Annotated in this window: 25 protein-coding genes; 13 read left to right on the top strand and 12 right to left on the bottom strand. The window is 69.3% G+C overall.

Going from position 1 to position 26,606, the window contains the following annotated elements; all coding sequences use genetic code 11:
• Positions 1–6: 6 nt before the first annotated feature.
• The 3 genes from SFB74_RS08580 to hemC are packed head-to-tail and all read right to left on the bottom strand — an operon-like array spanning position 7 to position 2,796.
• A complete protein-coding gene (locus SFB74_RS08580) occupies positions 7–1,104 on the bottom strand; it encodes a uroporphyrinogen-III C-methyltransferase (protein WP_432730373.1) in 1,098 nt (365 codons plus the stop codon).
• Complete coding sequence (locus SFB74_RS08575) at positions 1,101–1,874, bottom strand: uroporphyrinogen-III synthase (protein ID WP_432730372.1); 774 nt, start codon at positions 1,872–1,874, stop codon at positions 1,101–1,103. Before SFB74_RS08575 ends, SFB74_RS08580 begins: the two co-directional genes overlap by 4 nt.
• Positions 1,875–1,890: 16 nt before the next feature.
• Positions 1,891–2,796, bottom strand: coding sequence for a hydroxymethylbilane synthase (gene hemC, locus SFB74_RS08570; protein ID WP_432730371.1), 906 nt, complete (start codon positions 2,794–2,796; stop codon positions 1,891–1,893).
• Positions 2,797–2,899: 103 nt separating this feature from the next.
• Between hemC and ppc the strand changes: the two genes are divergently transcribed.
• The 4 genes from ppc (at position 2,900) to SFB74_RS08550 (ending at position 8,259) form a co-directional block, all read left to right on the top strand.
• The gene (gene ppc / locus SFB74_RS08565) at positions 2,900–5,743 is read left to right on the top strand and encodes a phosphoenolpyruvate carboxylase (RefSeq protein ID WP_432730370.1); all 2,844 of its coding nucleotides are present in this window, start codon (positions 2,900–2,902) and stop codon (positions 5,741–5,743) included.
• A 130-nt stretch (positions 5,744–5,873) separates the two neighbouring features.
• The gene (locus SFB74_RS08560) at positions 5,874–6,275 is read left to right on the top strand and encodes a GFA family protein (RefSeq protein WP_432730369.1); all 402 of its coding nucleotides are present in this window, start codon (positions 5,874–5,876) and stop codon (positions 6,273–6,275) included.
• A gap of 8 nt (positions 6,276–6,283) precedes the next feature.
• A complete protein-coding gene (locus SFB74_RS08555) occupies positions 6,284–6,826 on the top strand; it encodes a hypothetical protein (protein WP_432730368.1) in 543 nt (180 codons plus the stop codon).
• A 182-nt stretch (positions 6,827–7,008) separates the two neighbouring features.
• On the top strand, positions 7,009–8,259 hold the full coding sequence (locus tag SFB74_RS08550; protein WP_432730367.1) for an MFS transporter: 1,251 nt from the start codon (positions 7,009–7,011) through the stop codon (positions 8,257–8,259).
• 24 nt (positions 8,260–8,283) lie between these two features.
• Here SFB74_RS08550 and SFB74_RS08545 read toward each other — a convergent pair whose 3' ends face one another.
• Complete coding sequence (locus SFB74_RS08545; protein WP_432730366.1) at positions 8,284–9,207, bottom strand: LysR family transcriptional regulator; 924 nt, start codon at positions 9,205–9,207, stop codon at positions 8,284–8,286.
• A 49-nt stretch (positions 9,208–9,256) separates the two neighbouring features.
• Here SFB74_RS08545 and SFB74_RS08540 point away from each other — a divergent pair, with 49 nt between their 5' ends.
• From SFB74_RS08540 to SFB74_RS08530, 3 genes are all read left to right on the top strand, one after another.
• On the top strand, positions 9,257–9,790 hold the full coding sequence (locus SFB74_RS08540) for a GNAT family N-acetyltransferase (RefSeq protein WP_432730365.1): 534 nt from the start codon (positions 9,257–9,259) through the stop codon (positions 9,788–9,790).
• Between the two features lie 11 nt (positions 9,791–9,801).
• Positions 9,802–11,055 carry an MFS transporter gene (locus tag SFB74_RS08535; protein WP_432730364.1) on the top strand — a complete coding sequence of 418 codons (1,254 nt, stop codon included), beginning with the start codon at positions 9,802–9,804 and terminating at the stop codon, positions 11,053–11,055.
• 87 nt (positions 11,056–11,142) lie between these two features.
• On the top strand, positions 11,143–11,610 hold the full coding sequence (locus SFB74_RS08530) for a winged helix-turn-helix transcriptional regulator (protein WP_432730363.1): 468 nt from the start codon (positions 11,143–11,145) through the stop codon (positions 11,608–11,610).
• Positions 11,611–11,624: 14 nt separating this feature from the next.
• Here SFB74_RS08530 and SFB74_RS08525 read toward each other — a convergent pair whose 3' ends face one another.
• The 5 genes from SFB74_RS08525 to SFB74_RS08505 all read right to left on the bottom strand — a co-directional run bounded on the left by SFB74_RS08525 (position 11,625) and on the right by SFB74_RS08505 (position 17,328).
• A complete protein-coding gene (locus tag SFB74_RS08525; RefSeq protein ID WP_432730362.1) occupies positions 11,625–12,977 on the bottom strand; it encodes an OprD family outer membrane porin in 1,353 nt (450 codons plus the stop codon).
• Positions 12,974–14,155 carry a DUF1624 domain-containing protein gene (locus tag SFB74_RS08520; protein ID WP_432730361.1) on the bottom strand — a complete coding sequence of 394 codons (1,182 nt, stop codon included), beginning with the start codon at positions 14,153–14,155 and terminating at the stop codon, positions 12,974–12,976. The genes SFB74_RS08525 and SFB74_RS08520 overlap by 4 nt, the downstream gene beginning before the upstream one ends.
• 106 nt (positions 14,156–14,261) lie before the next feature.
• Positions 14,262–15,515, bottom strand: coding sequence for an AI-2E family transporter (locus SFB74_RS08515; RefSeq protein ID WP_432730359.1), 1,254 nt, complete (start codon positions 15,513–15,515; stop codon positions 14,262–14,264).
• Entirely contained in the window at positions 15,512–16,258 is a 747-nt protein-coding gene (locus SFB74_RS08510; protein ID WP_432730358.1) for a LytR/AlgR family response regulator transcription factor, read from the bottom strand. The genes SFB74_RS08515 and SFB74_RS08510 overlap by 4 nt, the downstream gene beginning before the upstream one ends.
• On the bottom strand, positions 16,255–17,328 hold the full coding sequence (locus SFB74_RS08505; protein ID WP_432731900.1) for a sensor histidine kinase: 1,074 nt from the start codon (positions 17,326–17,328) through the stop codon (positions 16,255–16,257). Before SFB74_RS08505 ends, SFB74_RS08510 begins: the two co-directional genes overlap by 4 nt.
• A gap of 57 nt (positions 17,329–17,385) precedes the next feature.
• Between SFB74_RS08505 and argH the strand changes: the two genes are divergently transcribed.
• From argH to SFB74_RS08490, 3 genes are read left to right on the top strand one after another with little or no spacing between them, the layout of a single operon-like run.
• On the top strand, positions 17,386–18,783 hold the full coding sequence (gene argH / locus SFB74_RS08500) for an argininosuccinate lyase (RefSeq protein ID WP_432730357.1): 1,398 nt from the start codon (positions 17,386–17,388) through the stop codon (positions 18,781–18,783).
• A gap of 34 nt (positions 18,784–18,817) precedes the next feature.
• Positions 18,818–20,293 (top strand): rhomboid family intramembrane serine protease, encoded by a 1,476-nt coding sequence (locus SFB74_RS08495; RefSeq protein WP_432730356.1) that lies wholly within the window; start codon positions 18,818–18,820, stop codon positions 20,291–20,293.
• A gap of 4 nt (positions 20,294–20,297) precedes the next feature.
• A complete protein-coding gene (locus SFB74_RS08490) occupies positions 20,298–20,966 on the top strand; it encodes a hypothetical protein (protein ID WP_432730355.1) in 669 nt (222 codons plus the stop codon).
• A gap of 12 nt (positions 20,967–20,978) precedes the next feature.
• On the opposite strand, the gene SFB74_RS08485 is transcribed toward SFB74_RS08490, so the two are convergent.
• The gene (locus tag SFB74_RS08485; protein ID WP_432730354.1) at positions 20,979–22,301 is read right to left on the bottom strand and encodes a hypothetical protein; all 1,323 of its coding nucleotides are present in this window, start codon (positions 22,299–22,301) and stop codon (positions 20,979–20,981) included.
• 41 nt (positions 22,302–22,342) lie between these two features.
• A complete protein-coding gene (locus SFB74_RS08480) occupies positions 22,343–22,882 on the bottom strand; it encodes a hypothetical protein (RefSeq protein WP_432730353.1) in 540 nt (179 codons plus the stop codon).
• Between the two features lie 166 nt (positions 22,883–23,048).
• Here SFB74_RS08480 and SFB74_RS08475 point away from each other — a divergent pair, with 166 nt between their 5' ends.
• From SFB74_RS08475 to SFB74_RS08465, 3 genes are all read left to right on the top strand, one after another.
• Positions 23,049–23,624, top strand: a complete 576-nt coding sequence (locus tag SFB74_RS08475; protein WP_432730352.1) for an RNA polymerase sigma factor — start codon at positions 23,049–23,051, stop codon at positions 23,622–23,624.
• A 34-nt stretch (positions 23,625–23,658) separates the two neighbouring features.
• A complete protein-coding gene (locus tag SFB74_RS08470) occupies positions 23,659–24,414 on the top strand; it encodes an anti-sigma factor (protein WP_432730351.1) in 756 nt (251 codons plus the stop codon).
• Between the two features lie 115 nt (positions 24,415–24,529).
• Positions 24,530–25,288: an SGNH/GDSL hydrolase family protein gene (locus SFB74_RS08465; RefSeq protein WP_432730350.1), complete on the top strand. Its 759-nt coding sequence runs from the start codon at positions 24,530–24,532 to the stop codon at positions 25,286–25,288.
• A 15-nt stretch (positions 25,289–25,303) separates the two neighbouring features.
• Here SFB74_RS08465 and opgC read toward each other — a convergent pair whose 3' ends face one another.
• Positions 25,304–26,446 carry an OpgC domain-containing protein gene (gene opgC, locus SFB74_RS08460; RefSeq protein ID WP_432730348.1) on the bottom strand — a complete coding sequence of 381 codons (1,143 nt, stop codon included), beginning with the start codon at positions 26,444–26,446 and terminating at the stop codon, positions 25,304–25,306.
• Positions 26,447–26,606: the final 160 nt, after the last annotated feature.

Here is a 26,606-nt window from a genome sequence, read left to right as displayed (position 1 = left end):
GTCCGATCAGCGTCCTGCCGCTGCGGTGGCAAGCGCCGCCAGCGTGTCGTCGATGCGGACCGGCTCGGTCGCCTTCACCAGCGACTGCAGTTGCTGCAGCAGCGTGGCGGCGGCCTGCGTTCGGCGCGATGCGGGGTCGAAATAGCGGTTGAGCGAGGCGGTCACCTGCGACAGCTCGCTGCGCGTGGCTTCCATCTGCCGCGACAGCAGCGACAGGCGCGCATTGAGCAGCTTCAGCTTGAGGTTCTCGCGCAGGAAGTACGACTGCTCGGGGGCCAGCAGGATCGCCTCCGGCGTCTGGATGCGCCCCACGCGCACCAGCGAACGGGCTTCGCCGCGCACGGTGAGCAGCACGCGGCGCCACCACGGCGCATCGGCGGGAATGGGCTCGGGCTGCCAGGCGTTGGTGCCGGTGCCGCGCACGGCCACCGCATTGAGCGTGGGCAGGTCGTCCACGTTGCGCATCAGCTCGTCGAGCTTCTGCAGCGCCTCGGCGCCGTCGTTGCTGGCGCTGCTGCGCAGGCGGTCGGCATCGCGCTGCATGGCGCGCTGCAAGGGCGTGAGACGCGGCTGCGCGGCGCGGGCGATGCGCGTGTCGCCGGCCTTCAGCGCGGCGAGCAGGGGCTCGACGCTGCCGGTGACCTGCGCCTGCTGCAGGGCAAGGCGCACGGCCGACTCGATGTCGACGACGAGGTTCTCGTCGCGCGAACGCGAGAGGCTTTGGATGAGTTCTTCCAGCTGCGAGCGCTGCAGCGCGACTTCGGCCACGCGGGTCTCGACCAGCGCCACGCGCGCCGATGCATCGCGAACCGTGTCGCTGGCCTGGCGGGCCAGCGTGCGCGCTTCCATCGACTGCGCGATGGCGTCGGCGCTCTGGCGCGCCAGCTGCTCCTTCATGCCGCCGACCTTCTGCCAGAGCGCGATGGACATCAGCAGCGCGACGAGCGCCACCAGGGCCACGAGGCCGAAACCGATGCGGGAGAGAAGCAGCGCGCCCGCGGCCTGCGCGGCAGGTGTCTGGTGGGGTGCCAGCGGGGCGGGCACCGGCGCTGTGGCAGCGGATGGGGAAGGAGAAAGATCGTCTGTGGGGGACGCGGCGCTCATGCCAAGGATTCTATAGACGCGATCAACGCATCCAGCAGCGGCGTGCATACACGCAACGCCCCGAAACCCGCGCCACGCGCGGCTTCGCCGATGCGCGCATGCGTGGCGACCGCGCTCGCGGCATGCCATTGCACGCCGGGCATCGCGCGCTGCAGATTGCCGATCGCCTCGGAGCTGCTGAAGAGCCAGATCGCGCGGCCTTCGGCGCCGTCCATCGCGAGCCGATGTTGTACGACGTCCAGCGACGGCGGCAGCCTGCGATAAGCCACCACGGTGTCGCGATGGCCGCCCGCCGCATCGATCTCGTTGGCCAGCCAGTCGCGCCCGGCCGGATGGCCGGCTTCGTCGCCGCCGCGCACGATCAGCACGCGAACGCCCTTCGACACCTGCGCATGGACGCGCTCCCAGAGCGCCTCGGAGTCGAAGCGCGTGGCTTCGGGCGGTGGCGCGTCGATGGACTCGGGAGGCACTCCGGCACGCAGCAAGGCGCGCTTCGTGCCGGGGCCCGTGGCCCAGAAACGGCGGCCTGCCAGCGAATCGACCGCGCTCCTGTGCTGGAAGAAATGCTCGACGGCCGTGGCGCTCACGAACATCAGCGCCGCGTAGTCGGCAAGCCGGCGCCAGGCAGTTCGAAGCGGCTCGATGTCGGTCGCGGGTTCGATCACGATGAGCGGCAGCGCCACCGCGTCGAGCCCCGCGCCGCGCAGGTCGCTCACCCATTGCGCGGCTTCGCGCGCCGGCCGCGTGACGATGACGGGACGGCCGGTCATACGATGACCGCCGGTATCAGTGGGCTCCGGCGGCACGCAGCAGCGCCGCGGCATGCCCGCCGAGCGCGTCGGCCTCGGCGAAATCGCCAGCGCGCGCCAGCGCATGCACCTTCACGAGCGGCGCGTTGCCTTCCGGGTCGCCCCAGGCGGCATCGATGCGCAGCGCGCCGTCGGCCTGCCAGCGCGCATGGGCCGCCAGCGGCATGGAACAGCTGCCGCCCATGGCGCGGCTCACGGCGCGCTCGGCGGCGGTGGAGAGCCAGTCGCCCCTGTGGGCCAGCGAGCCCAGGAGTTCGATGAGGTCCTCTCGGTCGGCGCGCACTTCGATGCCGAGAGCGCCCTGCCCGGCGGCGGGCAGCATGGTGTCGGCGTCGAAGGCCACGCGGATGCGGCTTTCGAGCCCCAGCCGCTTGAGGCCGGCAGCGGCCAGCACGATGGCATCGTAGTGTCCTTCGTCGAGCTTGCGCAGGCGGGTGTCGAGGTTGCCGCGCAGCGGTTCGATGCGCAGGTCGGGCCGCAGTGCGCGCAGCAGCGCCACGCGGCGCAGGCTGGAAGTGCCGACGACAGCGCCCTGCGGCAGTGCGTCGAGCGAATCGAAACGGGGGGAGACGAGCGCGTCGCGCGGATCTTCGCGCTCCAGCACGCAGGCCAGCACGAAGCCTTCGGGCAGGTCCATCGGCACGTCCTTCAGCGAATGGACGGCGATGTCGGCACGGCCTTCCTCGAGCGCGAGTTCGAGCTCCTTCACGAAGAGGCCCTTGCCGCCCACCTTGCTGAGCGTGCGGTCGAGGATCTGGTCGCCGGTGGTCGTAAGGCCCAGCAGGCTGACGGTGTGGCCTCTTTCTTGCAAAAGCGCCTGCACGTGTTCGGCTTGCCACAGTGCCAGGCGGCTTTCGCGCGTGGCGATGACGATATTGCTCAAGACCGGTCCCAAAAGTACGTGTTCCAAACCGCGGGAATGCTAGCATGTTGCGCCGCAACAACGAAGACGGCACTCCATTCAAGAAGTCCAGGACAAACATCGAATGAAAGCCAGCAAGACACCTGCTCCGCCCAAGCGCCGCCAGGCCGAAGACCAGCCTCTGATCGAAGACATCCGGCTGTTGGGCCGGATCCTCGGCGACGTGATCCGGGAGCAGGAGGGAGAAGAGACATACGCACTGGTCGAGAAGATCCGCACCCTCTCCGTGGCTTTCCGCCGCGATGCGGACCAGGCGGCCGACCGGGCCCTGAAGAACCTGCTCAAGGGGCTGAGCGCCGCCGAGACGGTGCGCGTGATCCGCGCCTTCACCTACTTCAGCCACCTGGCCAATCTTGCTGAAGACCGCCACCAGATCCGCCGCCGCACCGAAGCGGAGCGTGCCGGCGAGAACGCCGACGGCGACCTGCAGACCGCGCTCGCGCGCATCCGCAAGGCCGGCGTGAAGCCGGAGGACATCGTCGCCTCGCTGGCCCACAGCTATGTCTCGCCGGTGCTCACCGCGCATCCGACCGAAGTGCAGCGCAAGAGCATTCTCGATGCCGAGCGCGCCATCGCGCAGCTGCTGACGGTGCGCGACGAGATCCGGCTGCGCCAGAGCGCCTACGCCGGCGCCAAGGACGCGCTCACGCCGATCGAGTTCGCCGAGAACGAAACGCAGATGCGCATCCGCGTCACGCAGATCTGGCAGACGCGCATCCTGCGCTTCTCCAAGCTCACCGTGGCCGACGAGATCGAGAACGCGCTGAGCTACTACGAAGCCACCTTCCTGCGCGAGATCCCGCGCGTGTACGCGGACCTCGAGAAGGCTTTGGCCCAAGGCGGCCAGACGCCCTCGGTGGCGCCCTTCCTGCGCATGGGCCAGTGGATCGGCGGCGACCGCGACGGCAACCCCAACGTCACCGCCGAGACGCTCGAGTACGCGCTGAGCCGCCAGAGCGAACTGGCGCTGCGCTATTACCTCACCGAGGTGCACTACCTCGGCGGCGAGCTCTCGCTGTCGGCCACGCTGGTCGACGTGTCGGTGGAAATGCAGGCATTGGCAGAGCGCTCGCCCGACACCAGCGAACACCGCAAGGACGAGCCCTATCGCCGTGCCCTCACCGGCGTGTACGCGCGCCTTGCGGCCACGCTGCGCGAACTCACCGGCGGCGAAGCCGCGCGCCATGCGGTCGCGCCGCAGAACCCGTATGCCAGCGCCGAGGAGTTCCTGGCCGACCTGCGCACCATCGAGGAGTCGCTGGACGAAAAGCACGGCAGCGTGCTCGCAGCGCCGCGCCTGCTGCCGCTGATCCGCGCGGTGGAGGTGTTCGGCTTCCACCTGGCCACGGTCGACCTGCGCCAGAGTTCGGACAAGCACGAGGCCGTCATCGCCGAGCTGCTGGCCACCGCGCGCATCGAGCCCTCGTACGCATCGCTGGCCGAAGAGGCCAAGCAGACCCTGCTGCTGAAGCTGCTCGACGACGCCCGCCCGCTGCGCGTGCCCGATGCCGATTACTCGCCGCTCGCCAGGAGCGAGCTGGCCATCTTCGCGGCCGCGCGCACCGCGCGGGCACGCTACGGCGCGGCCGCCATCCGCCACTACATCATCAGTCACACCGAGACGGTGAGCGACCTGCTGGAGGCCCTGCTGCTGCAGAAGGAAGCGGGCCTGCTGCGCGGCGCGATGGACGGCAAGGCCACCTGCGACCTGATCGTGGTGCCGCTCTTCGAAACCATCGAAGACCTGCGCAACGCAGCGCCCATCGTGCGCGCCTTCTACGCGCTGCCGAACATCCAGGCGCTCATCGAGCGCTCGGGCGCCGAGCAGGACGTGATGCTGGGCTACTCCGACAGCAACAAGGACGGCGGCATCTTCACCAGCAACTGGGAGCTGTACCGCGCGGGCATCGCGCTGGTGTCGCTGTTCGACGAGCTGAACAAGAAGAAGGCCAACCCGATCCGCCTGCGCATGTTCCACGGCCGCGGCGGCACGGTGGGGCGCGGTGGCGGCCCGAGCTACCAGGCCATCCTCGCGCAGCCGCCGGGCACGGTGCGCGGCCAGATCCGCCTGACCGAACAGGGCGAAGTCATCGGCTCGAAGTACGCCAACCGCGAGATCGGCCGACGCAACCTCGAGACGCTGGTGGCGGCAACGCTCGAAGCCACGCTGCTGCCGCAGGGCAAGTCGGCGCCCGCCAATTTCCTCTCGGCCGCGAGCGAGCTCTCGGCGGCGAGCATGGCCGCCTATCGCAAGCTGGTCTACGAGACCCCGGGCTTCGGCGACTACTTCTTCGGCTCCACGCCGATCCGCGAGATCGCCGAGCTCAACATCGGCTCGCGCCCCGCCTCGCGCAACCCCAGCCACAAGATCGACGACCTGCGCGCGGTGCCGTGGAGCTTCAGCTGGGGCCAGTGCCGCCTCACCATTCCGGGTTGGTTCGGCTTCGGCTCGGGCGTGGAGCAGTTCCTGGCCGCCGCCGGCAATGCCGCGGGCCGCAAGGAGCGCCAGGCGCTGCTGCAGCGCATGTACGCGCAGTGGCCCTTCTTCCGCACGCTGCTGTCGAACATGGACATGGTGCTGGCCAAGAGCGACCTCGCGCTGGCCTCGCGCTACGCCGAGCTGGTCACCGATCGCAAGCTGCGCCAGAAGGTGTTCTCGATGATCGACGCCGAGTGGCACCGCACCTCGGACGCGCTCTCGCTCATCACCGGCGCGAAGCAGCGCCTCGAAGGCAACGCCGAGATGCAGCGCTCGGTGCGCCACCGCTTCCCGTACATCGACCCGCTGCACCACCTGCAAGTGGAGCTGATGCGGCGCTACCGCGCGGGCGACGGCGGCGAGCGGCTGCAGCGCGGCATCCACATCTCGATCAACGGAGTGGCGGCGGGGCTGCGCAACACGGGCTGACGCGCATCGCGACGCCGTGAACGAAGACGGGCCTCGGCGGGCCCGTTTTCTTTTTGCAGCGGACACAGGGCATAGACTCGCAGCCCCGCTCCCCCATCCAATCCATCGCGACCTAAAAGGAAAGAAAGCCATGAAGGGCTCCTGCCTGTGCGGCACCGTCCGGTACGAGGCCGCGCGCCTCGCCGGTCCCATCGTCCATTGCCACTGCGCGACCTGCCGCAAGGCGCACAGCGCCGCGTTCACCACGACCGCGCGCGTCGACCGCCCCGACTTCCGCTGGACCGCCGGCGAAGAGGCCATCGGCTCCTTCGAATCGACGCCCGGCAAGCTGCGCCACTTCTGCACGCGCTGCGGCACGCACCTCGTGGCCGAATGGGTGGACAAGCCGCAGGTCATCCTGCGCCTGGGCTCGCTCGACGACGACCCGGGCCAGCGCCCCGCCTCGCACATCTGGACGTCTCACGAGGTGCCGTGGCTGGACCACGAGACGCGGATTCCGTCCTTCCCCGAAGCACCTCCGCCCAAAGCATGAGCGAACGCATGAGCACGAAGATCGGCTCTCGCCGCAGGCTCATCGTCGCCATCCTGCTGTGCGTGGCGGTGGGTGGCGCCGTGGTGCGGCACTACGCGGCGCCGGGCTCGACCACGCGCGACATCGCGACCCTGCTGATGGTGCTGTGGGTGCCGATCATCGGCAACGTCATCGCGTGGCTCATCGGCAAGTGGCCGCGCCGCGCGCCGCCGGCCGCACCGCCCGGTTTCGATGCGCTGGGCGCCTTCGCGCCCAGCGTGCTCGCCGAGATCACCTTCCGCAAGCCTGCGCTGCCATCCCAGGACACGCCGATCGCGCCGGGCGAATACCGCTGCGCACTGGTGCTCGACAAGGAAGGCTTCTCGGCGCGCTGGATGGTGCCGGCGGGCGACGCGCTGGAGCGCGGCAAGCCCGCCGAGCTGGAAGTCGAGTTCCTCTCGCCAGCCGTCGCGCTGCCGCGCTTCCAGCCGGGTACGACCTTTCGTGTACTCATCGGCGATTCCTTCGTCGCCGACGGGCGGGTATTGCAGCTGCGTCCCTCCGCGGACTAGAGCCTCGCGCACGGGCATCCGGGTGGCGATAGCCATCAAAAGGGCCCATTGTTCATCCCCGGGAAACTGTCTACTGCCGCGCGGCACCTTTGTCGCGAAGGCGACGGCTCGCACACTCCATGCCTCTTCAACGGCATTGGTGCGCGCATCGCCGCCGACGCTTCCAAGGACAGCTTCCCATCATGATGAATTCACCCAGCAGCAACCCGTGCATCGACGAGCTCGGGGCACCGGTGCAGGCTTCCACGCCCGTGCCCGCCTCGCGCTCCGCGTGGCTCGCCGTCGGCTCCATCGCCGTCGGCACCTTCGCGATGGTCTCGACGGAGTTCATGCCCATCGGCCTTCTCACCGACATCGCGCGCGGCCTCAACGTGTCCGACGGCACGGCCGGCCTGATGGTCACCATGCCCGGCGTGCTGGCCGCGTTCGCTGGCCCCGCACTCATCGTGGCCTCGGGCAAGCTCGATCGCCGCACCGTGCTGATCGCGCTCACCACGCTGCTGATCGCGTCGAACCTGCTCGCGGCCTTCGCGCCCAACTTCGCCACCATGCTGGTGGCCCGCCTGCTGCTCGGCCTGTGCGTGGGCGGCTTCTGGACCTTCGCGCCCGCCGCCGCCACGCAGCTGGTGCCGCACGCCTCGCAGGCACGCGCCATGTCGATCGTGCTGGCCGGCGTATCGGCCGCCACGGTGCTCGGCGTGCCGGCCGGCTCCTTCCTCGGCACGCTGTTCGGCTGGCGCGCCTCGTTCGCGGTGACGGGCGCGCTCGCCGCCGCGGTGCTGGTGGTGCAGCTGTGGCTGCTGCCCGCGATCCCGCCGGTGCGCGCCATCGGCGCACGCGACCTGCTCACGCCGCTCACGCGCCGCATGGCGCAGGTCGGCCTGCTCGCGGTGCTGTTCTTCATCGCCGGCCACTTCGCGGCCTACACCTACCTGAAGCCGCTGCTGCAGCAGGTGTTCGGCCTCGCGCCCAACTCGGTCTCGACGCTGCTGCTGGTCTACGGCGCGGTGGGCTTCATCGGCACCTTCCTCGGCGGCAGCCTCGTAGCCCGCAGCGTGCGTGCCACCACCCTGCTGGCGGCGCTGATGCTCGCCACGGCCCTGCTGCTGACGACGGTGATCGGCTCCGGCTTCGTGCCCGGCGCGGTGGTGGTCGTGATCTGGGGCGTGGCCTTCGGCCTGATCCCGGTGGCGCTCACCGGCTGGATGATGGAAGCCGTGCCCGACGCACCCGAGGCCGGACAGGCCCTGCTGGTGAGCGGCTTCCAGGTGGCGATCGCCTCCGGCGCGCTGATCGGCGGCGTGACGGTCGACAACTTCGGCATCTCCAGCGCGATGGTGCTCAGCGGCGTGCTGGTGCTGATCGCGGCGCTGATCGTCGGCACGCTGGGCCGTGCCCGCGGCGGCGCCTCGCTGGCTGCCGTGCCCGAGTAAGCATAAGCAGCAGCAACTTCGCAATCAGTGGCGGCCGGGCTTCCCGGCCGCCACGATCGCATCCAGCACCACGCGCAAGGCCTTGCTCACGGGCTTGTCGCGCCGGACCACGACAGCCAGCGCACGGTGCATGCGTGGGTTCAGCCGGCTGGTCTTGAGCTCCGGGTGCGCGCCGCGCCCCACCATCGCCATGCCGGGCACGATGGCATAGCCCAGCCCCGCGGCCACCATCTCCTTCATCGCCTCGACGCTGCCCAGCTCCATCACCGGCTGCGGCTGCAGGCCCTCGGCGGCGAACCAGCGATCGACCAGCTTGCGCGTGTTGGCCGCGGGCTCGAACAGCACCAGAGGCAAGGCGGCCAGGTCGCCCGGCGAGACCTTCGCCTTCAGCGGCGCGGGATCCTGCCGCCCGATGGCCACGAACTCGTCGTCGAGCACCGGCATCACCGCCAGCGAACGCCCTGCCACCGGCAGCGTGACCAGCGCGAGGTCGAGGCTGTTTTCTTCCACCTTGCGGGCCTGGTCCTCGGTGTTGCCGGTGCTGACCACCACGCCGAGCTCGGGAAAGCGTTCGCGCAGCCCGCGCAGCACGGCCGGCAGGAAATGCAGGCAGGCCGTCGCACCCGTGCCCAGCCGCACGCGGCCCGCGATGCCGCTGGCATGGTCGGCCAGCGCGTCGATGGCGTTTTCCACCGCGGTCTCGATGTTCTGCGCGTGGCGCAGCAGTTCCATGCCCGCCGGCGTGGCCTGCGCGCGCTTGCCGACGCGCTCCACCAGGCGCACCGACAGGCGGCGTTCGAGCTGGCGGATCTGCAGGCTCACGGCCGGCTGCGAGAGGCCCAGCCTGTCGGCGGTGGCGGAGAAGCTGCCGGTTTCGATCACCAGCGCGAAGGACCTGAGCTGGTCGAGGTTGAGCGATTTATCCAAAGTATTTCTCATGCCTTGCATAGGCTGCCCAAGCTTCACTTATCGATGGTGCATCGTCAAGATCGGGGCCATGTCATCGCCATCCCCTGCTCCGCTTGCTTCCGCCACGGTCGAAATCCTCGATGCCATGCCGCATCACATGGCCGCCGTGCAGTCCATCTACAGCCACTACGTGCTGCACGACCTGTGCTCCTTCGAGGAGGAAGTGCCCTCCGTCGACCAGATGCAGCAGCGCCGCGCCGACGCCATCGCGCGCGGCATGCCCTACCTCGTGGCGATGCTCGACGGCAAGGTCGCCGGCTATGCCTATGCCACCGCCTACCGCGCCCGCTCGGCCTACCGGCACTCGGTGGAAGACTCGGTCTACGTCGCGCACGGCATGCACGGCCACGGCATCGGCAAGGCGCTGCTGGGCGAGGTGATCCGGCGCTGCACCCACGCCGGGTTCACGCAGATGGTCGCCTGCGTGGGCAACAGCGCCAACACGGGCTCGCTGAGGCTGCATGAAAGCCTGGGCTTCGCGCAGGTCGGCGTGCTGCGCGACATCGGTTTCAAGTTCGGGCGCTGGGTGGACACCGTGCTGATGCAGCGCGCGCTGCGCTGAGGCCCGTCGCCATGTCGGGCAACACCGCCGGCCCCGCGCGCGGCTGGCTGGCGCTGCTGTGCGCGAGCCGGCTGCTGCAGTCGATGATCGTCACCGCCTACTCGGGCGTGCTGCCGTTCGCAATGGCCGACTGGCACATGACGGCCGCGCAGGCCGGCTCGATCCAGAGCGCCTGGCATGTGGGCTACATGAGTTCGCTCTTCGCGGTGGGCCTGCTGGCTGATCGCTTCGGGCCGCAGCGCATCTTCTTCGCCGGCAGCGCGGTGAGCGCGGCGGCGGCGCTCGCCTTCGCGCTCTTCGCTCGCGACCATCTCTCGGCGATGCTGCTCTACGGCCTGGCCGGGCTGTGCGCCGGCGCCTCGTACACGCCGGGGCTGCAACTGCTGGCGTACAACACCGAGCCCGCCGTGCGCGGGCGTGCGATGGGCCTCTTCATCGGATCGTCGTCGATGGGCTATGCGCTCTCGCTCGCTGTGGTGGCGGCGTTCAGCCATCTGCAGTACTGGCGGCTGGGGCTGCTGGTGGCCGCGGGCTGCACGGTGGCCGGCGCGCTGCTGACGATCCAGGCGCTGCGGCGCATGCGGCGGCCCTCGCCTCCATCGCCCGGAACGGTCCGCGAAGGCACCTTGCGCGCGCTGGCAGCCACGGTGCGCGACAAGCCCGCGATGGCCGGCAACTGGGCCTACGCCTTTCACTGCTGGGAGCTCATGGCGCTCTGGGCCTGGCTGCCGGCCTATCTGGTCGCCTCCTCGGGCACGGCGGCATCGTGGCAGGGCGCGGGCATCGCGCTGGCGGCGCTGGCGCATCTCGTCAGCGTGTTCGGCAGCATCGCGGGCGGCGCGGCATCCGACAGGCTGGGCCGCGCGCGGGTGATGATGATCGCGACCGTCGCGAGCCTGTGCATGTCATTCGCCTTCGGCTGGATGTGGAGCTGGCCGCTGTGGCTGCTGGCGGCGGCCGCGGCCATCTACAACCTGCTGGCCATCGCGGACTCGTCGGTCTACTCGACCGCGCTGGCCGACGTGGTGGCGCCGCACCGGCTGGGCGTGGCCTTCTCGGTGCGTTCGCTGATGGGCTTCGGCGCGGGCGCGCTCAGCCCGTGGGTCTTCGGTCTTGCGCTGGACTGGGGGCAGAACAGCTTCGGCATCGGCAGCACGCATGCCTGGGTGGCGGCATGGAGCTCGGCCGGGCTGGGTGCGCTGCTGGGGCCGTTGATGATCGCGCGCTTCTCGCGGCTGCATCGTGCGCACATGACGGCCCGCTGAATACGGGCTTCCCTGCGGGTTTTAAAATAAAACTGATGCCGGCAATCGCCGGCCCAGCCAGACCCGATCCGGAAAGAAACGCTCCCCATGGCCCAACGAAAAAGCCTCAAGGCCGACGCATGCCCGATGGCGCGCGCGCTCGACATCGTCGGCGACCAGTGGTCGCTGCTCGTCATCCGCGATGCCTTCGACGGCATGAAGCGTTTCGGCGAGTTCCAGCAGAGCCTGGGCGTCGCCAAGAACATCCTGTCGGACCGGCTGAAGAACCTGGTGCAGGAAGGTGTGCTTGAGCTCGTGCCGGCCTCCGACGGATCGGCCTACCAGGAATACGTGCTCACGGCCAAGGGCAAGGGCCTGTTCCCCGTGGTGATCGGCCTGCGGCACTGGGGCGAGGCGCATCTGTACGCCAAGGGCGAGCCGCATTCGGTGCTGATCGAGCGCGACAGCGGCAAGCCGGTGCCGAAGATCGAGCTGCGCGCGCGCGACGGAAAGCCGCTCGATCCGGCTGCGACCTTCGTGAAGAAACTGCCCGCCAACGCGAAGACGGCGCGCTGAGCGAAGGCTCTCTTTCAGCCGCCCAGCGGGTATTCGACGGCCACCCGGATCTGCCGTGTATTGAGCTCGGCCTGCGCCCTGTTGTTGCGGTGCTCGCCGTAGCGCAGCAACAGCGCCAGCCCCTTGGCAGTGCCCTCGCGGACCGTGTAGCGCAGCCAGAGATCGCGCTCCCAGTGCTTTCCACCGTGGCCGTAGCCCAGCCACGCATAGCCTCCGCGCGCGGGCACGCGGCTGCCGTCGATGCCGCTTCCGCGGATGTAGGCCGCGCCAAGGCTCAGCCCCGGCGCGCCCCACGGCGCCGCATCGACTTCGTAGCGCAGTTGCCATGACTGCTCGTGCGGCGCGTTGAAGTCGGAAAGCTGCGCCGCGTTGCCGAGCCAGATGCCACCGCGCGTCACGTAGTCGAACGGGGTGTCGCCCGCAACCTTCTGCCATCCGAGGCCCACGCGATGGGGCCTGTGCGCATAGGTGGTCATCAGGCTCGAGGTCGTGTTGTCGATCGGCCCCGCCAGTGCGCGGCCGGTGTCCTTGCTGCGATAGACCTGCAGGTCGAAGGACAGCCCGCGCTTTTCCTCCAGCGGCACCGTGTAGTGGGCGCCCAGGTAGCCGGTGCGCCAGGTGTCCTTCAACCGCCCGGCGTAGACAGTGAGCGCGAGAGAAGGAATCCCTTTCCAGGTGCCGCCGGCGAAGTCGAACACATCGCCGCGAGGCGACTTCGGGTCGAGGTAGTTCACGACCAGCGGGTTGTTCGTGCCGCGCGCGTTGCGGTCGGTCGAACCGGTGAAGCGGCCGGCCTGCAGCGTGAATCCGTCGAACTCGTTGCTGGTGACGAGCCAGCCGCGCATGGTCTCGGGCAGCAGGCGCGTGTCGGAGGAATTGAAGATCGGCGTCTTCACGCGCTGCTCGCCCACCTTCAGCACGGTGGAGGAAACGCGCGCCTTCAGCGCGACGCCGCCGCGAGCGATGCCGTCCTGCGCATGGCCCGCGCCGTCCACCGGCAGCATGCGGATCTTGCCGACGCGGAAGTCGTCGCCAGAGAGGTTGTGCGCGAGCGACACGTGCGCGTCGGCGCCGAAGCCGATCACGCCCGGCGTGAATCCGGATTCGACGGCACCCATGAGGCCGTAGCCCCATTCCTGCGCGTAGCTGCTGCGCGGTGCCCTCTGCAGCGTGGCGTTGCGCCCGCCGTTGCTGCGGTCGCCGTGCAGGTAGCTGCGGTTCTCGTACACGCTGCGCTGGAGCAGGCTCCAGCGGGTGTTCTCGACGAAGCCGCCGCCTTCGGCTGCCATGGCGGCGGTGCCGAGCATGGCGAAGGCGGCGCCGCCGAACCGGCTCGCCACCGGGTATCTGCGTGCGACGGCGTTCACAGGTACTTGAGCCAGGCGATATCGCGGCGCCGTGCCTTCAGGGCCGCGAATGCACGCACCGCGGGATACAGCGCGAAGGCGAGCACGACCGCAGCCAGCCAGACCATCCACATCGCACCGAAGCCGAAGAACCTGCCCTGGTTGAGCCCCCAGACCGCCTCCCCGCCAAGGTAGAGGAACTTGAGCACGTACAGGTGCAGCACGTAGAAGAACATCGGCGCCGCGCCGAACACCGCGAGCGGCGCGAGCCATGCCGCGCCCTCCCGGCGCTCGAAGGCCCGCAGCAGCAACAGGCCGACACCCAGGGTCAGCGCGATGAACAGCAGCGACGGCGGGTACTTGGTGATGTTGAGGAAAGCCATCAGGGTGGTGACGGCCCCGTCACCCGCCGACCACGGCTTGTCGCCATAGACATCGAGCGCCCTCAGCAGCACGAAGCCCGCCAGCAGCGCGACTCCCCATACCAGCAGCAGGCGCTGGCGCCGCGCCGCGTCGGCTCCGGCCACGAACCACGGCCCGGCGGCGTAGCCCAGCGCGATCACGCCGATCCATGGCAGCAGCGGGTACGAAGTGCGCAGCTTCAGTGCATCGGACACCTCGATCCAGCCCCGGTCATGCAGCACGGCCCATGGCACATGCAGCGCATGGCCCGCCGGAAAATGCACGCCGTCGAGCAGGTTGTGCCCCGCCACCAGCACGATGCCCAGCACCACCAGCGCCTTGCGCGGCAGCCACACCAGCGCGGCCAGCGCCAGCATCGACAAGCCGATCACCCAGATGACCTGAAGGAAGACCTTGGCGGGCGGGAACTGGAAGGTCCAGGCGAAGTTGATGAGCGTGACTTCGAGCACGACGAGGAACAGGCCGCGCTTCCACAGGAACGAGGACGCCGAGGCACGCCCGTCCGCATGCTTCGAGCCGTAGAGAAAAGCCGAGAGACCGGTGAGAAAGACGAACACCGGCGCGCACAGATGCGCCAGCAGGCGGCTGAAGAAAAGCTCCGGCGGCGTCTGCTCCACCAGCATCGGGTCGGGCACCTGGTGGTGCAGGTAGAAGGTTTCGCGCACGTGGTCCAGCAGCATGAACAGGATCACGAGGCCGCGCAGCGCGTCGATGGAAAGCAGCCGGGCCGCAGCGCCGGCACGGGATGGCAAGGGAATGTTCGGAGTTTCGGCCATGTCGTTATTGAGAATTCACTCTCAATATCGTATCGACCGAAAAGACACCCTTTGTTAATGTCCTTGCCGATCCGAGCCCATGGCCGGGACCGGCGATGCAGGCGGGCTACTCGCCCAGCAGCTCCCCGATCGGCTGCAGGTCTTCCACCCGGTCGCAGATCGACTTGATCACCATCGTGATCGGAATGCCCAGCAGCAGCCCCCAGATGCCCCAGAGCCAGCCCCAGAAGATCACGCCCACGAACACCGCCACCGGGTTCATGCGGCTGGTGCGGCTGGTGAGCCAGGGCATCAGCAAATTTCCCACGACGGTGTGGATGCCCAGCGACATGCCGGCCACCACAAGTCCCATCTGCAGGCTGTTGAACTGCAGGAAGGCCACCAGCCCCGCGGCCGCGAGCACGATGACCGAGCCGATGTAGGGAATGAGGTTGGTCACGGCCGCGATGATTCCCCACACGGCCGCGTTCTCCATGCCGATGGCCCAGAACGCGAGGCCCGTGGTCACGCCGACGATGGCGCTCACCAGTATCTGCACCAGCAGGTAGCGCTCGATGTTGCGCGTGATGTCGTCGAGCACGTGCACCGTCACCTTCTTGCGCTGCAGGCTCGAGCCGGTGATCTTGATGAGCTTGCGCCGGAAGGTGTCGCCCGAGCACAGTGCGAAGTAGGTGAGAAACGCCACCAGCGTGAGCTGCCCCATGGCGCTCAGCAGCCCGACGGTGCCGCTGAGCAGGTAGTCGCGCACGTTGAAGCTGGGCCGCTCGATGATGACGCGCGCCACGCCCTTGCGCGACGCGACGCGGGCCGAGTTTTCCTCGGCCGCTTTCTCCAGCTGCGCCGCGGCCTGCTGCACGTTGTCCAGCGGCGTGGCGCTGGCGCCCTTGTCGCGCCGCATGGCCTGGCCCAGCTTCTGCGCGGCCACCGGCAGCGAATCGAGCAGCTGCGTGGTGCTGCCCGAGAGCGAATAGCCGGTCCAGCCCAGGCCGCCGAAGAGGCCCATGAGGATCAGGCCCGCGCCGATCCAGCGCGGCAGCTTCCAGCGATGCAGCAGTTCGACCAGCGGCGACAGCGCATAGGTCAGCAGCAGGCTCAGCATCAGCGGGATGAAGACGGCCTGCCCCCATTGCAGCGCGAACACGCTGGCCAGCACCGCGAGCACCACCAGCGAGGCGCTGCGCACGTCGACGGGCATGTGCAGCAGCAGGCGCTCGCGCGCCGGTGCAAGCGGCTCGGGGGCGGGTGCCGGCGGCTCCGGCTCCGGTTCGGGCTCAGGGGCCGGTTCGACCGCCGCGGGCTGCGGCGGCTCGGCCACCGGCTCGGACGGCGGCGGCGCAGGCACGGGCTTGTCGTCGCTCATCGCGTTTCCTTCAGCACTTCGCGCACCGCGGCGAGCTGGCGGCGCGACACGGCCACGGGTTCGGGAATGGCGTCGAGCCGCAGGGCCCAGCCCTCGGCGTCCTCGCCGTCGTCGTATTTCTCCAGCGCGCGGATCGCCGAGCGCGCCACCAGCGCATTGCGGTGCACGCGCAGGAAGCGCTGCGGATAGCGCTCCTCGAATTCGTTGAGCGAGCCGTCGAGGATGTGGCTGCGCGTGGCGGTGCGCACCGTGAGGTACTTGTATTCGGACTTGAGGTAGAGCACCTCCGACAGCGGCACCCGCTCGGCGCGGCCCCGGTCCTGGATCAGCACCGTCTCGGGCGCGGCTTCGGCCTGCAGCGCGCGGCGCTCCTTCAGGAAGCGCTCGACCTTCTGCAGCGCCTGCTGCAGCCGCTCGGCGCGCACGGGCTTGGTGAGGTAGTCGACCGCTTCGAGGTCGAAGGCCGTCACCGCATGGGCGGCGTGCGCGGTCACGAACACCACGGCCGGCGCGTCGGAGCGGGCGCGCAGCTCGCGCGCCACCTCGATGCCGTCGATGCCGGGCATGTGCACGTCGAGCAGCACCAGGTCGAGCGTCAGCTTGCCCAGCTGCTGCAGCGCCTCGGCGCCCTGCGAGGCTTCTGCCACCACTTCGGCGGCGGGCGAGGTGCAGTCGCGCAGCAGCGTGCGCATGCGCGAGCGCGCCAGGGCTTCGTCGTCGACGATCAATGTCTTGAGGGTCATGATTCGGCGGGTATGGCTATGCGTACCCTGTAGCTTTTCTGATCCATGCCGGCGCTGAACTGCATCTGCATGTCGTGCAGCAGCCGCAGCCGGTCGCGCACGTTGGCCAGCGCGATGCCGTGGCCGCGCGGCAGCGGCTCGTCGGCCCAGCGCAGCGGCGGGAGGCTGTTGACCACTTCTATCACCACCATGTTGCCGCGCCGCTCGGTGCGGATGCGCAGCTTGGCGCCCTCGGGGCTGGGCTCCACGCCGTGCTTGATGGCGTTCTCGACCAGCGGCTGCAGCAGCAGGGGCGGCAGGCGCGCGTTGCTGGCGGCGGCGTCCAGGTCCCAGCGGATGCGCAGGCGGTCGCCGAAGCGTACCTGCTCGATGGCCAGGTAGCGCTCGGCCAGCGCGATCTCGTCGGCCAGCGTGCCCGATTCGCCGGGGTCGGCCAGCGCCTGGCGGAAAAGCTCGGCCAGGTCTTCGAGCATGGTCTCGGCCTTGGCCGGCTCCTCGCGCACCAGCGCGATGGCGCTGTTGAGCGTGTTGAAAAGAAAGTGCGGGCGGATGCGCGACTGCAGTTCCTCCAGCCGCGCGGTGGTGGCGGCGGGCGTCTGGCCCCGGGCGCGCAGCACCATCGCCGCCATCACCAGCCCCGCGAACAGGGCTCCGGTGAGCGCGCTGGCCAGCCACGGCGCGCTCGAAAGCACGCCCGTCAGGCGCAGCAGCCCGCAACCGTAGAGAGCCGACAGCGCGCCGAGCAGCGCGCCGGCCGTGTATTGCCAGTGCTTGGGCAGCCGCCGCAGCGGCTTCTTGAGCCCGCAGGCGCTCACCAGCCACAGCAGCGTGGCGGGCAGCGCGCCGCCGGTGACGGTGGCCGTCTGCACCAGCCATTCGCCGGGCGTGGAGACCACGAACAAGGTGGCGATGGCGACCACCGCCTCGACGAACACCACCGTGCGCAGCACCACCCCGATCTGGCAGGCGTCGAAGATCGACGGGTCGCCGCGCACGGGCGCGCGGGCGCGCTCCGAAGGCGACGGGGGCGTAGGGGAAGAGCTGGCCGATAAAATCGCCGGGTTGCGCATCGCAGACATCTGATCCATCGGGTGACCAACCCATTATTGCCTTCCTGGACGGCTCCCATGACCCAAAACCAACTCGACAAGAAATCCGAAGCCTGGTCGGCCCTGTTCTCCGAACCGATGAGCGACCTGGTGAAGCGCTACACCTCCAGCGTCTTCTTCGACAAGCGCCTGTGGCAGGCCGACATCCAGGGCTCGCTGGCGCACGCCGGCATGCTGGCCGCGCAGGGCATCATCGGCGTGGAAGACCACGCCGCCATCGAGCGCGGCATGGCGCAGATCCGCGGCGAGATCGAATCCGGCGCCTTCGAGTGGAAGCTCGACCTCGAGGACGTGCACCTGAACATCGAGGCCCGCCTGACCCAGCTGGTCGGCGACGCCGGCAAGCGCCTGCACACCGGCCGCAGCCGCAACGACCAGGTCGCCACCGACGTGCGCCTGTGGCTGCGCGGCGAGATCGACCTCGTGGGCGACCTGCTGGTCGAGCTGCAGAAGGCGCTGGTGGACATCGCGGAGAAGAACGTCGACGTGATCCTGCCCGGCTTCACCCACCTGCAGGTGGCCCAGCCCGTGAGCTTCGGCCACCACATGCTGGCCTACGTCGAAATGTTCAGCCGCGACGCCGAGCGCATGGCCGAGGTGCGCAGGCGCGTCAACCGCCTGCCGCTGGGCGCCGCCGCCCTGGCCGGCACCAGCTACCCGCTGGACCGCGAACTGGTCGCGAAGACGCTGGGCATGGACGGCGTCTGCCAGAACAGCCTGGACGCCGTGAGCGACCGCGACTTCGCCATCGAATTCACTTCCGCCGCCAGCCTGTGCATGGTGCACGTGAGCCGCATGAGCGAGGAACTCATCCTGTGGATGAGCCAGAACTTCGGCTTCATCCAGATCGCCGACCGCTTCACCACCGGCTCGTCGATCATGCCGCAGAAGAAGAACCCCGACGTGCCCGAGCTGGCGCGCGGCAAGACCGGCCGCGTGGTGGGCCACCTGATGGCGCTCATCACGCTCATGAAGGGCCAGCCGCTGGCCTACAACAAGGACAACCAGGAAGACAAGGAGCCGCTGTTCGACACCGTCGACACGCTCAAGGACACCCTGCGCATCTTCGCCGAGATGATCGGCGGCATCACCGTGAAGCCCGAGGCCATGGAAGCCGCCACGCTGCGCGGCTACGCCACCGCCACCGACCTGGCCGACTACCTGGTGAAGAAGGGCCTGCCCTTCCGCGACGCGCACGAGACCGTGGCGCACGCCGTGAAGGCCGCCACCTCGCACAAGGTCGACCTGGCCGAGCTGCCGCTGGCCGTGCTGCAGCAGTTCAACCCGAACATCGAGAAGGACGTGTACGACGTGCTGAGCCTGCGCGGCTCGCTGAACGCACGCAACATCCTGGGCGGCACCGCGCCCGCGCAGGTGAAGGCGCAAGTCGCCCGCCACCGCGCCCGCCTCGGCTGAGCGCCGCAGCAACTGCAGCAGCGGCAGCCGCACCGTGTTCTACGCCATCCCGCTCGAGAACAAGCCGAGCTGGCGCAATCCGCCGTGGATGACGGTGCTGCTGATCCTCCTGAACATGATCGTGTTCTGGGGACCGCAGCGCAGCGAAGAGAAGGGGCAGGAACGCGCAGCCGCCTTCTACGTGAAGAGCGCCCTGCCCGGGCTGGAGCTGCCGCCCTTCGTCGATTGGCTCGAGAAGACCGACCCGAAGCGCGGCAAGCTGGCCCGTCGCATGCTGCGGCACGAGGAGGCCTATCCGCAGCTTCTCGAGGGCCTGCAGAACGACCGGAAGTTCCTGCAGAAGCTGCGGGCCGACGAGGTCATCACGCCCACGAATCCGCAGTACGGCGAGTGGAAACAGGCCCGCCAGCAGTACGAGGCCATGCTGCCCGCGCCCTTCACCGAGCGCTGGGCCCAGAGCTACGCGACGGACGCCGAATTCCGGCCCTGGACCTGGCTCACCAACGCCTTCCTGCACGGCAGCACCGGCCACCTGCTGGGCAACATGCTGTTCCTGTTCCTCTTCGGCTTCTCGGTCGAGCTGGCGCTGGGACGCGGCACCTATCTGGCGTTCTACCTGCTGGGCGCGGTGGGTGCCTCGGTGCTCGCGGGCTGGGCCTACGCCGGCGGCACCTACGGGCTGGGCGCCTCGGGCGCGGTGTCGGCGCTGATGGGCATGTACGCGGTGATGTACCGCCTGCGGCGCATCCGCTTCTTCTACCAGCTGTTCTTCTATTTCAACTACGTCACCGCGCCGGCCCTGCTGCTGCTGCCGGCCTGGATCGCCAACGAGCTGATGCAGCACTGGCTGGGCGGCCAGGGCATCGCCTACATGGCCCACCTCGGCGGCCTGCTGACGGGCGCCGCGCTGATGTACGGCGCCATGCTGCTGGGTCGGGTGAAGACGCCCGAGACCGTGAAGTCGGAAATGGTGCGCGACGACGACCGCTTCGACGAGCACGTGGCCGCCGCCCGCAAGTACGGCGCCGCGATGAAGTTCGACCGCGCCTGCGCCGAATGGCGCGCCGCTGCCACCCTGCGCCCCGGCGACGCCGAGACGCTGCGCGCCTGGTTCAACACCGCGCGGCTGCAGCCCGCAAGCGACGACTTCCACCAGGCCGCCCGCCGCATCTTCCGCCTGCCCGCCACCGACGCCGACACGCTGGCCCTGCAGCACGCGAGCTTCCAGACCTACCTCGACCAGGCCCGGCCCGGCGTGCGGCTCAAGCCCGAGGACATGGCCCGGCTCGCGCGCCGCTTCGCCCGCATCCGCCAGTTCGAGGACGCCGACCGGCTGTGCCGCATCCTGCTGAAGACCGCGCCCGACCATCCCGAGCTGGCCGACACGCTCTCGACCTGCGCCAACGGGCTGCTGCATGCGGGCCTGCGCGACAAGGCGCTCGGCCTGCTGCCCCACCTGTTGCGCGTCGCACCGAACGACATGGTGACGCGCGCGCTGCAGAAGGCCTGAGGAAATGCTTTCGCCGGATCAGCGGAAGTGGCAGCGCCACTGGCACGAAGTCTTCGATGCGGCACTGGGCCCCGACGGCCCGCCGGGGGAGCCCCTGCCGGACGACATCGACACCGACTTCAGGCTGCAGTTCGAACTCTGGGACCTGAGCGCCGAGGCCCGCGCTCGGGCTTTCTCCATCTTTCCGAACGCCGAGGGAATGCTCGCGAGGATCGCCGCGCACCGGTCCGCCCCGCCCTCGGCCATCGATGCCGATGAAGCCACCCGCATCCTGCGCGACGGGCTGAAGCTGCTGCGGCAACTCGGCATCGAGTCACCCGAGCCCGATGCCGCCGTGGCCGTGCTCGACACAAGCAAGGTTTCGCTGCACGACGCCTTCTCCAGAGCCGACAGTCCCTTCATCGAATTCCACGACGCTCTGCACGACATGGCCCTGCGGGAGACCGGCGAGGCCGGGAAGGACGCGTACTTCTTCCTCTCGGAGCCGCTCTACCGCCTGGCGGCCTCCTACGCTGTCGCGCACTGGATCTGCTGGCCGCTGTGCGCCCGGCCCGGTGCACCCGACGCTACCGAAGCCGAATACCTGCTCTGGCAAGGCGGCTGGTCGGCTGGGTGGAGCGAAGAAGGCGTGTTCCTCTTCGACCGCCGGGAAGAATTCGGCCTGATTGGCTGACGAAAGGCCTCGTCAGGCCGTCTGGGCCGGCGGCGCCGCCGGCCGCAGCAGCCAGCGCACTTCCTGCGTCTGCTCGCTGTCGGGGTAGCGCGCTTCCATCGTCGTCAGGATCGGCTGCGCCATGTCGGAGCGCCCCAGCCCCTGCACCAGCGCGCGCGCCGCGAGTTCGTAGGCCTGCGGAATCGCCTCGTTGCCGCGGAAGCGCTTGTCGAAGCCCGACAGCAGCGCCAGCGTGGCGTGCGCGTCGCCGTTGCGCCATTCGGCGCGCGCCATGGCAATCACCATGGCCGGATCGTCGAGCGCGAAAGCCTTGTCGCGCTCCTTGCAGGCCTTGAAGACCTTCAGCGCCTCCGAAGCCAGGTCGCGGCGCATCAGCAGCGGTATGAAGCGCTTCGCCTGGTCGAGCATGGTGTCCTTCTTCTCGGGCATCAGCGCCAGCACGCGGTGGTAGCGGCGCTGCGCGGCGAGGTCGTTGGAGTCGGCCGTGCGCTGCGCCTCGTAGGCCGTTCCGAGCGCGGCCGCGAGGTCGCCTTCGGTGACGAGCTGCGCGACTTCCGCGTCGATGCGCTGCGCCTCTATCTGCGCGGGCGTGCGGCGATCGACCGGCGCGCCGTCGGGCAGCTCGCTGCCCGGCACGGCGTCGAAGCCGAAGGCGTCGTGGTGCTGGAACATCACGTAGCCCAGCAGGCTCGCCATCACCCAGCCGAAGTAGATGAAGGCGAAGTTGACGATAGGCAGCACGATGCGCCCGTCGAACATCGGCAGCACCATCGCCAGCGCCACCTGCGCGCCGGTGCTCAGCAGGAACAGGAAGAAGCACAGCAGCGCGTACGGCCAGCCGATGGTGCGCATCGCGTCCATCACGTGGCCGGGGTTCATCGCCTGGAAGAAGCTGCCCGACTGCACCAGCACGATCACCGCCGCCGGGAAGGTGAAGGACATGACGAAGAGCCCCACCGTACCGAGGATGGGCGCGTACCAGGCGAGCCAGCCGATCAGGAAGGCCTGCACCAGCGAGATGGCGAAGAGCTTCCACGGCAGGTAGGTCCACTCGTCGCTCGATTCGCGGCCGAAGTCGGCCGAGTCTCGGATGCCGCGCGCGCCCAGCGCGATGATCTTGAAGCCGTAGCGGCTTGCCGCCAGCATGATGCCGACCTCGATCACGAAGAGGGCCAGCCCCTGGGGCAGGAAGAAGATCGCGTCGAACAGCAGGCTGCTGAACGACAGCAGCAGGCCGTAGGCAAACGGCCGCATCTGGAACGGAAACGCGAAGAAGCTGTTCAGGCGGTGCCAGAACGGCGGTGGCGGCGGTGGCGCGTCCTTGATGGCGATCATGGCAACTCCCGTCTTTCTTCTTTGCTTGTTGTGTTGTCTTCCTACTTGCGGAAGAAGTCGCTCTGGCTCATGGCGCCGCGACCGCCCAGGCGGACGACCGAGGCTTCCTGGGCGTGCACCAGGCGCATCTGCCCGAGCTCGCGCTCCAGGCGCTGGGTGAAGCTGGTCTTGACCTGGAAGGCCGAGTCGCCCATCTGCAGCACGCTGGTGCCCTTGACGACGGCGCTCTTGCGGTCGGGAGCCACCTCGACGGAATCGATGTGGTAGTCGTAGTCGAAGGAAAGGACGGCGCCCATGCGGTCGCCGACCATCCGCAGGGTCTCGAAGGTCTTGCGCTGAGCCTCGCAGGCGCCGTCGCGGTCGTGCGTGGCCTCTTCGGTGCGGCCCATCATGGTCGTCCTGCTCTCGATGACGGCCTTCTTGCTGAGCTGCTTGCAGAGCTTCTCGGCGTCGCGCTCGGAAATGGCGCGCGCCTCCTTGCGGTAGTAGTCGTGGACCATCGGCTCGTCGAGCTTGCGGCCGCCGACAAGGAAGTACCACGCACCCACGCAGAGCGCGATCACGATCGCAATTTGCTTCATTCTTCTCCGTCCGCGTACGCGCGGTCCCTCGGTTTTGCGGCGCAGTATACGTTCACAAATGTTTCCAAAAGACCTCATTTGCGTGTCGCGCCGGGCCTGGCACTGAATCCGGCGGCCGGGCCGCTCCGTATACCGGGCATGCGCATCGATGCCCCACAATCCGCGGATGCCTGCACCCAGCCCCGACGCCGAACTGATGGCGCTGATCGACCGGATCGGCCATCGCGACGAAGCCGCCCTGCGACAGCTGTACGACCGCACCTCCCCCCGCCTGATGGGGCTGGCGATGCGCGTGGTACGGCAGCGCGAATGGGCGGAAGACGTGCTCCAGGAGAGCTTCCTGACCGTCTGGCGAGCCGCCGGCGACTACCGCGCTTCGCTGAGCCCGCCGCTGGCCTGGCTCGGGCTCATCGTGCGCAGCCGGGCACTCGACCTGCTGCGCCGCCGCGCCGCCGACAGGACCCAGCTCACGCAGGAATTCGACGAGCAGATGGCCGACCAGCTCGAATCGGACGCGCCCGACCCGGCCGCCAGTGCCGATGCCAGCGAGCAGGCCTGGGCGCTGCACCAGTGCCTGAGCCAGCTCGAGGGCCGGCAGCGCGAGGTGGTGAGCCTCGCCTACCTACGCGACATGAGCCACGGCGAGCTGGCAGAGCAGCTCAGGCTGCCGCTGGGCACGGTCAAGACGTGGATACGGCGCGGGCTGGAAAAGCTGCGTACCTGCATGGGACGCTTTGCGTGAGAGCGGTGACGAAGAAGAAGGCGGTTTCCCCATCATGAATCTCATCGCACACCCCGAACTGCTGGAGCTGCTGGCCGCGAGCCATGCGCTCGGCACCCTGCGCGGCGGCGCCCGCCGCCGCTTCGAGGCCATGGCCCGCGAACAGGCGCCGGTGCGCGCCGCCGCGCTGGTGTGGCAAGGCCGCCTCGCGAGCATGACCGAGCTGCAGTCGCCGGTCGTGCCCGATCCGGCCGTCTGGACCCGCATCCGCAACATGATCGACGCCGAGCAGGCGGCGCTCGCCCTGGAACGCCAGCGGGCGGCGGCCACGGCTGCCGGCGAGTCCCGCCGACAGGGCGGCTGGCTGCGCAGCCTCGCGCTGTGGCGCACCGCCACCGCCGCCGGCGCGCTGGCCACCGTGCTGGCCGTGACGGTCGGCCTGAACCTGCGCGACCAGCTGCAGAACGCCCCGGCGGTGCAGTACGTGGCCGTGCTGAGCGACGACAAGGAAGCGGCCTCGATGCTCGTGACCTTCGATCCGAAGAAGAAGCAGCTGGTGCTGCAGCGCGTGGGCGGCTACAGGGAGGGCGACGACAAGTCGCTGCAGCTCTGGGCCCTGCCCCCGGGCGGCGCGCCGCGTTCGCTGGGCGTGCTCGGCAACGCGCCGGGCCTGCGCCTGGCGGCGTCGGCGTCCGACGTGGCCGTGCCGGCCCTGGCGATCTCGCTCGAGGCCAAGGGCGGCGTGCCGCCGGGCAGCGGGCCGAAGGGGCCGATCCTGTTCAAGGGCGCGCTCATCGAGAAAACCCTCTAGCCGGGGGCCTGGCTGTCAACGATCGCGGCTGCTGGGGCGTCGTGAGGGAAAATCCGCCCAACCGCCGCCTTCCCGCCGCCTTCCGCCCTTCTTTTCCGTCCTTCCGATGCATCCGATGAAAACCGCGCTCGCCGCGGTCGCACTGCTGACCTCGGCGCTCGCCGCGAATGCCCAGGCCAGCTTCTTCCCCCAGGAGTCCGAAACCGCCGCCGCCGAAGCCGCGGCCGCCCGCGACTACCTGGCCGCCAAGGACCGCTGGCACAACGAGCTCGCAGCCTTCGCGCGCGCCGACCAGGAGCGCTTTCCGGCGCCCGGCGGCGTGGTGTTCGTGGGCAGTTCCACGGTGCGTATGTGGACGCGCCTCTCGCAGGATTTCGCGCGCGTGCCCGGCGGCGTCGTCAATCGCGGCTTCGGCGGCTCCACGCTGGCCGACTGCGCCCTGTTCGCGCGCGACCTCGTGGTGCGCTACAAGCCGCGCCAGGTGATGGTGTATGCGGGCGACAACGACCTGGCCGAGGGCCGCACGCCGCTGCAGGTGCTCGACAGCTTCGCGCGCTTCGCCAACGCGGTGCGCGCCGAACTGCCCGACACGCGCATCAGCTTCATCTCGGTCAAGCCCAGCCCTTCGCGCGAGCAGCTTCTTCCGCAGATCCGCGAGACCAACCACGTCGTCGCGGCCTACCTGAACCTGCTGCCCAACAGCGAATTCATCGACATCTACACGCCGATGCTGGGCGCCGACGGACGCCCGCGCATGGAGCTGTTCCGCGGCGACAGGCTGCACCTGACGGACGAGGGATACAGGCTCTGGCACTCGGTGATCGCGCCGCACCTGCCGAGCCCGCCCCCGGCGCCGACGGCCGGCCTGCCCTGAGCCGGGCGAGTCCGGTCAGGCCGGCGCGGGCTCGGACGGCACGTCGTCCGCCGGCGGCGGCACATCGGCGCCGCGCGTGAAGCGCGCCACGAAGTACATCCCCGCGAACACCGCCGCCAGCAGCAGGCCGTCGCCCCACCACGGCCGCGCGGTCTGGCTGTCGCCGTAGAAGGCCAGCACCAGCAGCACCGCGACGAGGTGCGCGCAGAACACGGGCAGCGAGGCCGAGCCCATCGCCTCCAGCCAGCGCATCCTCGGAATCCGCCGCATCAGCCAGGGCCCGAAGCGCACCGCCAGGATGCCCAGCGCCACCAGATTGACCAGGCGCAGCGGGCCGAGCTGCCACTTGTCGAACAACAGGTTCAGCTCGACATCGCCGCCGAACGGCGCCTGTCCGTTGATGCCGGTGTGGCGCCAGTAGAAGCCGTAGAGCGCGATGCCCGCGGCCAGCGCCAGCAGCCATGCCGGAAAACGCAGCGGCCGCGCGTCGGGGTCGTTGCGGGTCGCGCCGATGCAAAGCCCCGCGAACCACAGGAACTGCCAGGCGTAGGTGTTGAACGCGCCCATCTCGTGGAACGGCACCGGCATTCCCAGGTAGCGCACCGCCAGCCCGTAGACCCATTCGCTGATGCCGAACTGCGCCGCCGCCCAGACGGTGGCGCTCACCACCATCACCCAGGTCCAGCCGTGGCGCATGGCGAAGGCCAGCACCCAGGGGCTCATGAGCATGAAAAAGATGTACATCGGCAGGATGTCGAGCAGCGCCGGCTCGTAGATGAGCAGCAGCCCGTAGATGAAGCCCTCGCGCGGCTCCGCCAGGTAATACGACACCAGGTTCTTCACCGCCGGCTGGTCGATGTGCAGGCCCACCGCGGTGATCACGGTGAACAGGAACAGCAGGGTCGCCGCCTGGGCCAGGTAGACCTTCAGCACCCGCCGCCAGAAAGCCTGGCGCATCGAATCGACGCCGCGTACATGCCCGATGCGGCTGTACACCAGCCCGGCGACGAAGGCCGAAAGCAGGACGAAACCCTCGGCGGCCGAGACGAAGCCGAAGGGCTGGCCCAGCGGGTCGGTCAACCGGGTGGGCAGGTGGGTGACGGTCATCAGCACGAGCATCAGCCCGCGCAAGGCGTCTATTTCCCAGTAGCGTTTCATCGGTCGGCGGCGAGGTCTTGATTGCGGTCCGCGCGGCGCACGCACGACGGCGTCGATTGTAAGAAGAGCTGTGTAAAGCCCGCCGCGCCCGGCAGTCGGACCAACAGCCTATGACTGTTGGCACTCCCGAACCGTCGTGCAAATCGGCTACGCTGCGCGC

The organism is Variovorax xiamenensis (assembly GCF_050916385.1).
Classification (GTDB): Bacteria; Pseudomonadota; Gammaproteobacteria; order Burkholderiales; family Burkholderiaceae_C; genus Variovorax.
This window is presented reverse-complemented; position numbering and strand designations above follow the sequence as displayed.

Excerpts from the sequence above, each read along its gene's own strand:
- SFB74_RS08540 (WP_432730365.1), top strand. The coding sequence starts at position 9,257 with ATGTCATCGCCATCCCCTGCTCCGCTTGCTTCCGCCACGGTCGAAATC.
- SFB74_RS08465 (WP_432730350.1), top strand. The coding sequence starts at position 24,530 with ATGAAAACCGCGCTCGCCGCGGTCGCACTGCTGACCTCGGCGCTCGCC.
- SFB74_RS08470 (WP_432730351.1), top strand. The coding sequence starts at position 23,659 with ATGAATCTCATCGCACACCCCGAACTGCTGGAGCTGCTGGCCGCGAGC.
- SFB74_RS08550 (WP_432730367.1), top strand. The coding sequence starts at position 7,009 with ATGATGAATTCACCCAGCAGCAACCCGTGCATCGACGAGCTCGGGGCA.
- SFB74_RS08490 (WP_432730355.1), top strand. The coding sequence starts at position 20,298 with ATGCTTTCGCCGGATCAGCGGAAGTGGCAGCGCCACTGGCACGAAGTC.
- opgC (WP_432730348.1), bottom strand. The coding sequence starts at position 26,446 with ATGAAACGCTACTGGGAAATAGACGCCTTGCGCGGGCTGATGCTCGTG.
- SFB74_RS08535 (WP_432730364.1), top strand. The coding sequence starts at position 9,802 with ATGTCGGGCAACACCGCCGGCCCCGCGCGCGGCTGGCTGGCGCTGCTG.
- SFB74_RS08505 (WP_432731900.1), bottom strand. The coding sequence starts at position 17,328 with ATGCGCAACCCGGCGATTTTATCGGCCAGCTCTTCCCCTACGCCCCCG.
- SFB74_RS08520 (WP_432730361.1), bottom strand. The coding sequence starts at position 14,155 with ATGGCCGAAACTCCGAACATTCCCTTGCCATCCCGTGCCGGCGCTGCG.
- SFB74_RS08530 (WP_432730363.1), top strand. The coding sequence starts at position 11,143 with ATGGCCCAACGAAAAAGCCTCAAGGCCGACGCATGCCCGATGGCGCGC.
- SFB74_RS08580 (WP_432730373.1), bottom strand. The coding sequence starts at position 1,104 with ATGAGCGCCGCGTCCCCCACAGACGATCTTTCTCCTTCCCCATCCGCT.
- SFB74_RS08555 (WP_432730368.1), top strand. The coding sequence starts at position 6,284 with ATGAGCACGAAGATCGGCTCTCGCCGCAGGCTCATCGTCGCCATCCTG.
- SFB74_RS08545 (WP_432730366.1), bottom strand. The coding sequence starts at position 9,207 with ATGCAAGGCATGAGAAATACTTTGGATAAATCGCTCAACCTCGACCAG.
- SFB74_RS08475 (WP_432730352.1), top strand. The coding sequence starts at position 23,049 with ATGCCTGCACCCAGCCCCGACGCCGAACTGATGGCGCTGATCGACCGG.
- SFB74_RS08480 (WP_432730353.1), bottom strand. The coding sequence starts at position 22,882 with ATGAAGCAAATTGCGATCGTGATCGCGCTCTGCGTGGGTGCGTGGTAC.
- SFB74_RS08485 (WP_432730354.1), bottom strand. The coding sequence starts at position 22,301 with ATGATCGCCATCAAGGACGCGCCACCGCCGCCACCGCCGTTCTGGCAC.
- SFB74_RS08560 (WP_432730369.1), top strand. The coding sequence starts at position 5,874 with ATGAAGGGCTCCTGCCTGTGCGGCACCGTCCGGTACGAGGCCGCGCGC.
- SFB74_RS08575 (WP_432730372.1), bottom strand. The coding sequence starts at position 1,874 with ATGACCGGCCGTCCCGTCATCGTCACGCGGCCGGCGCGCGAAGCCGCG.
- argH (WP_432730357.1), top strand. The coding sequence starts at position 17,386 with ATGACCCAAAACCAACTCGACAAGAAATCCGAAGCCTGGTCGGCCCTG.
- SFB74_RS08515 (WP_432730359.1), bottom strand. The coding sequence starts at position 15,515 with ATGAGCGACGACAAGCCCGTGCCTGCGCCGCCGCCGTCCGAGCCGGTG.
- ppc (WP_432730370.1), top strand. The coding sequence starts at position 2,900 with ATGAAAGCCAGCAAGACACCTGCTCCGCCCAAGCGCCGCCAGGCCGAA.
- SFB74_RS08510 (WP_432730358.1), bottom strand. The coding sequence starts at position 16,258 with ATGACCCTCAAGACATTGATCGTCGACGACGAAGCCCTGGCGCGCTCG.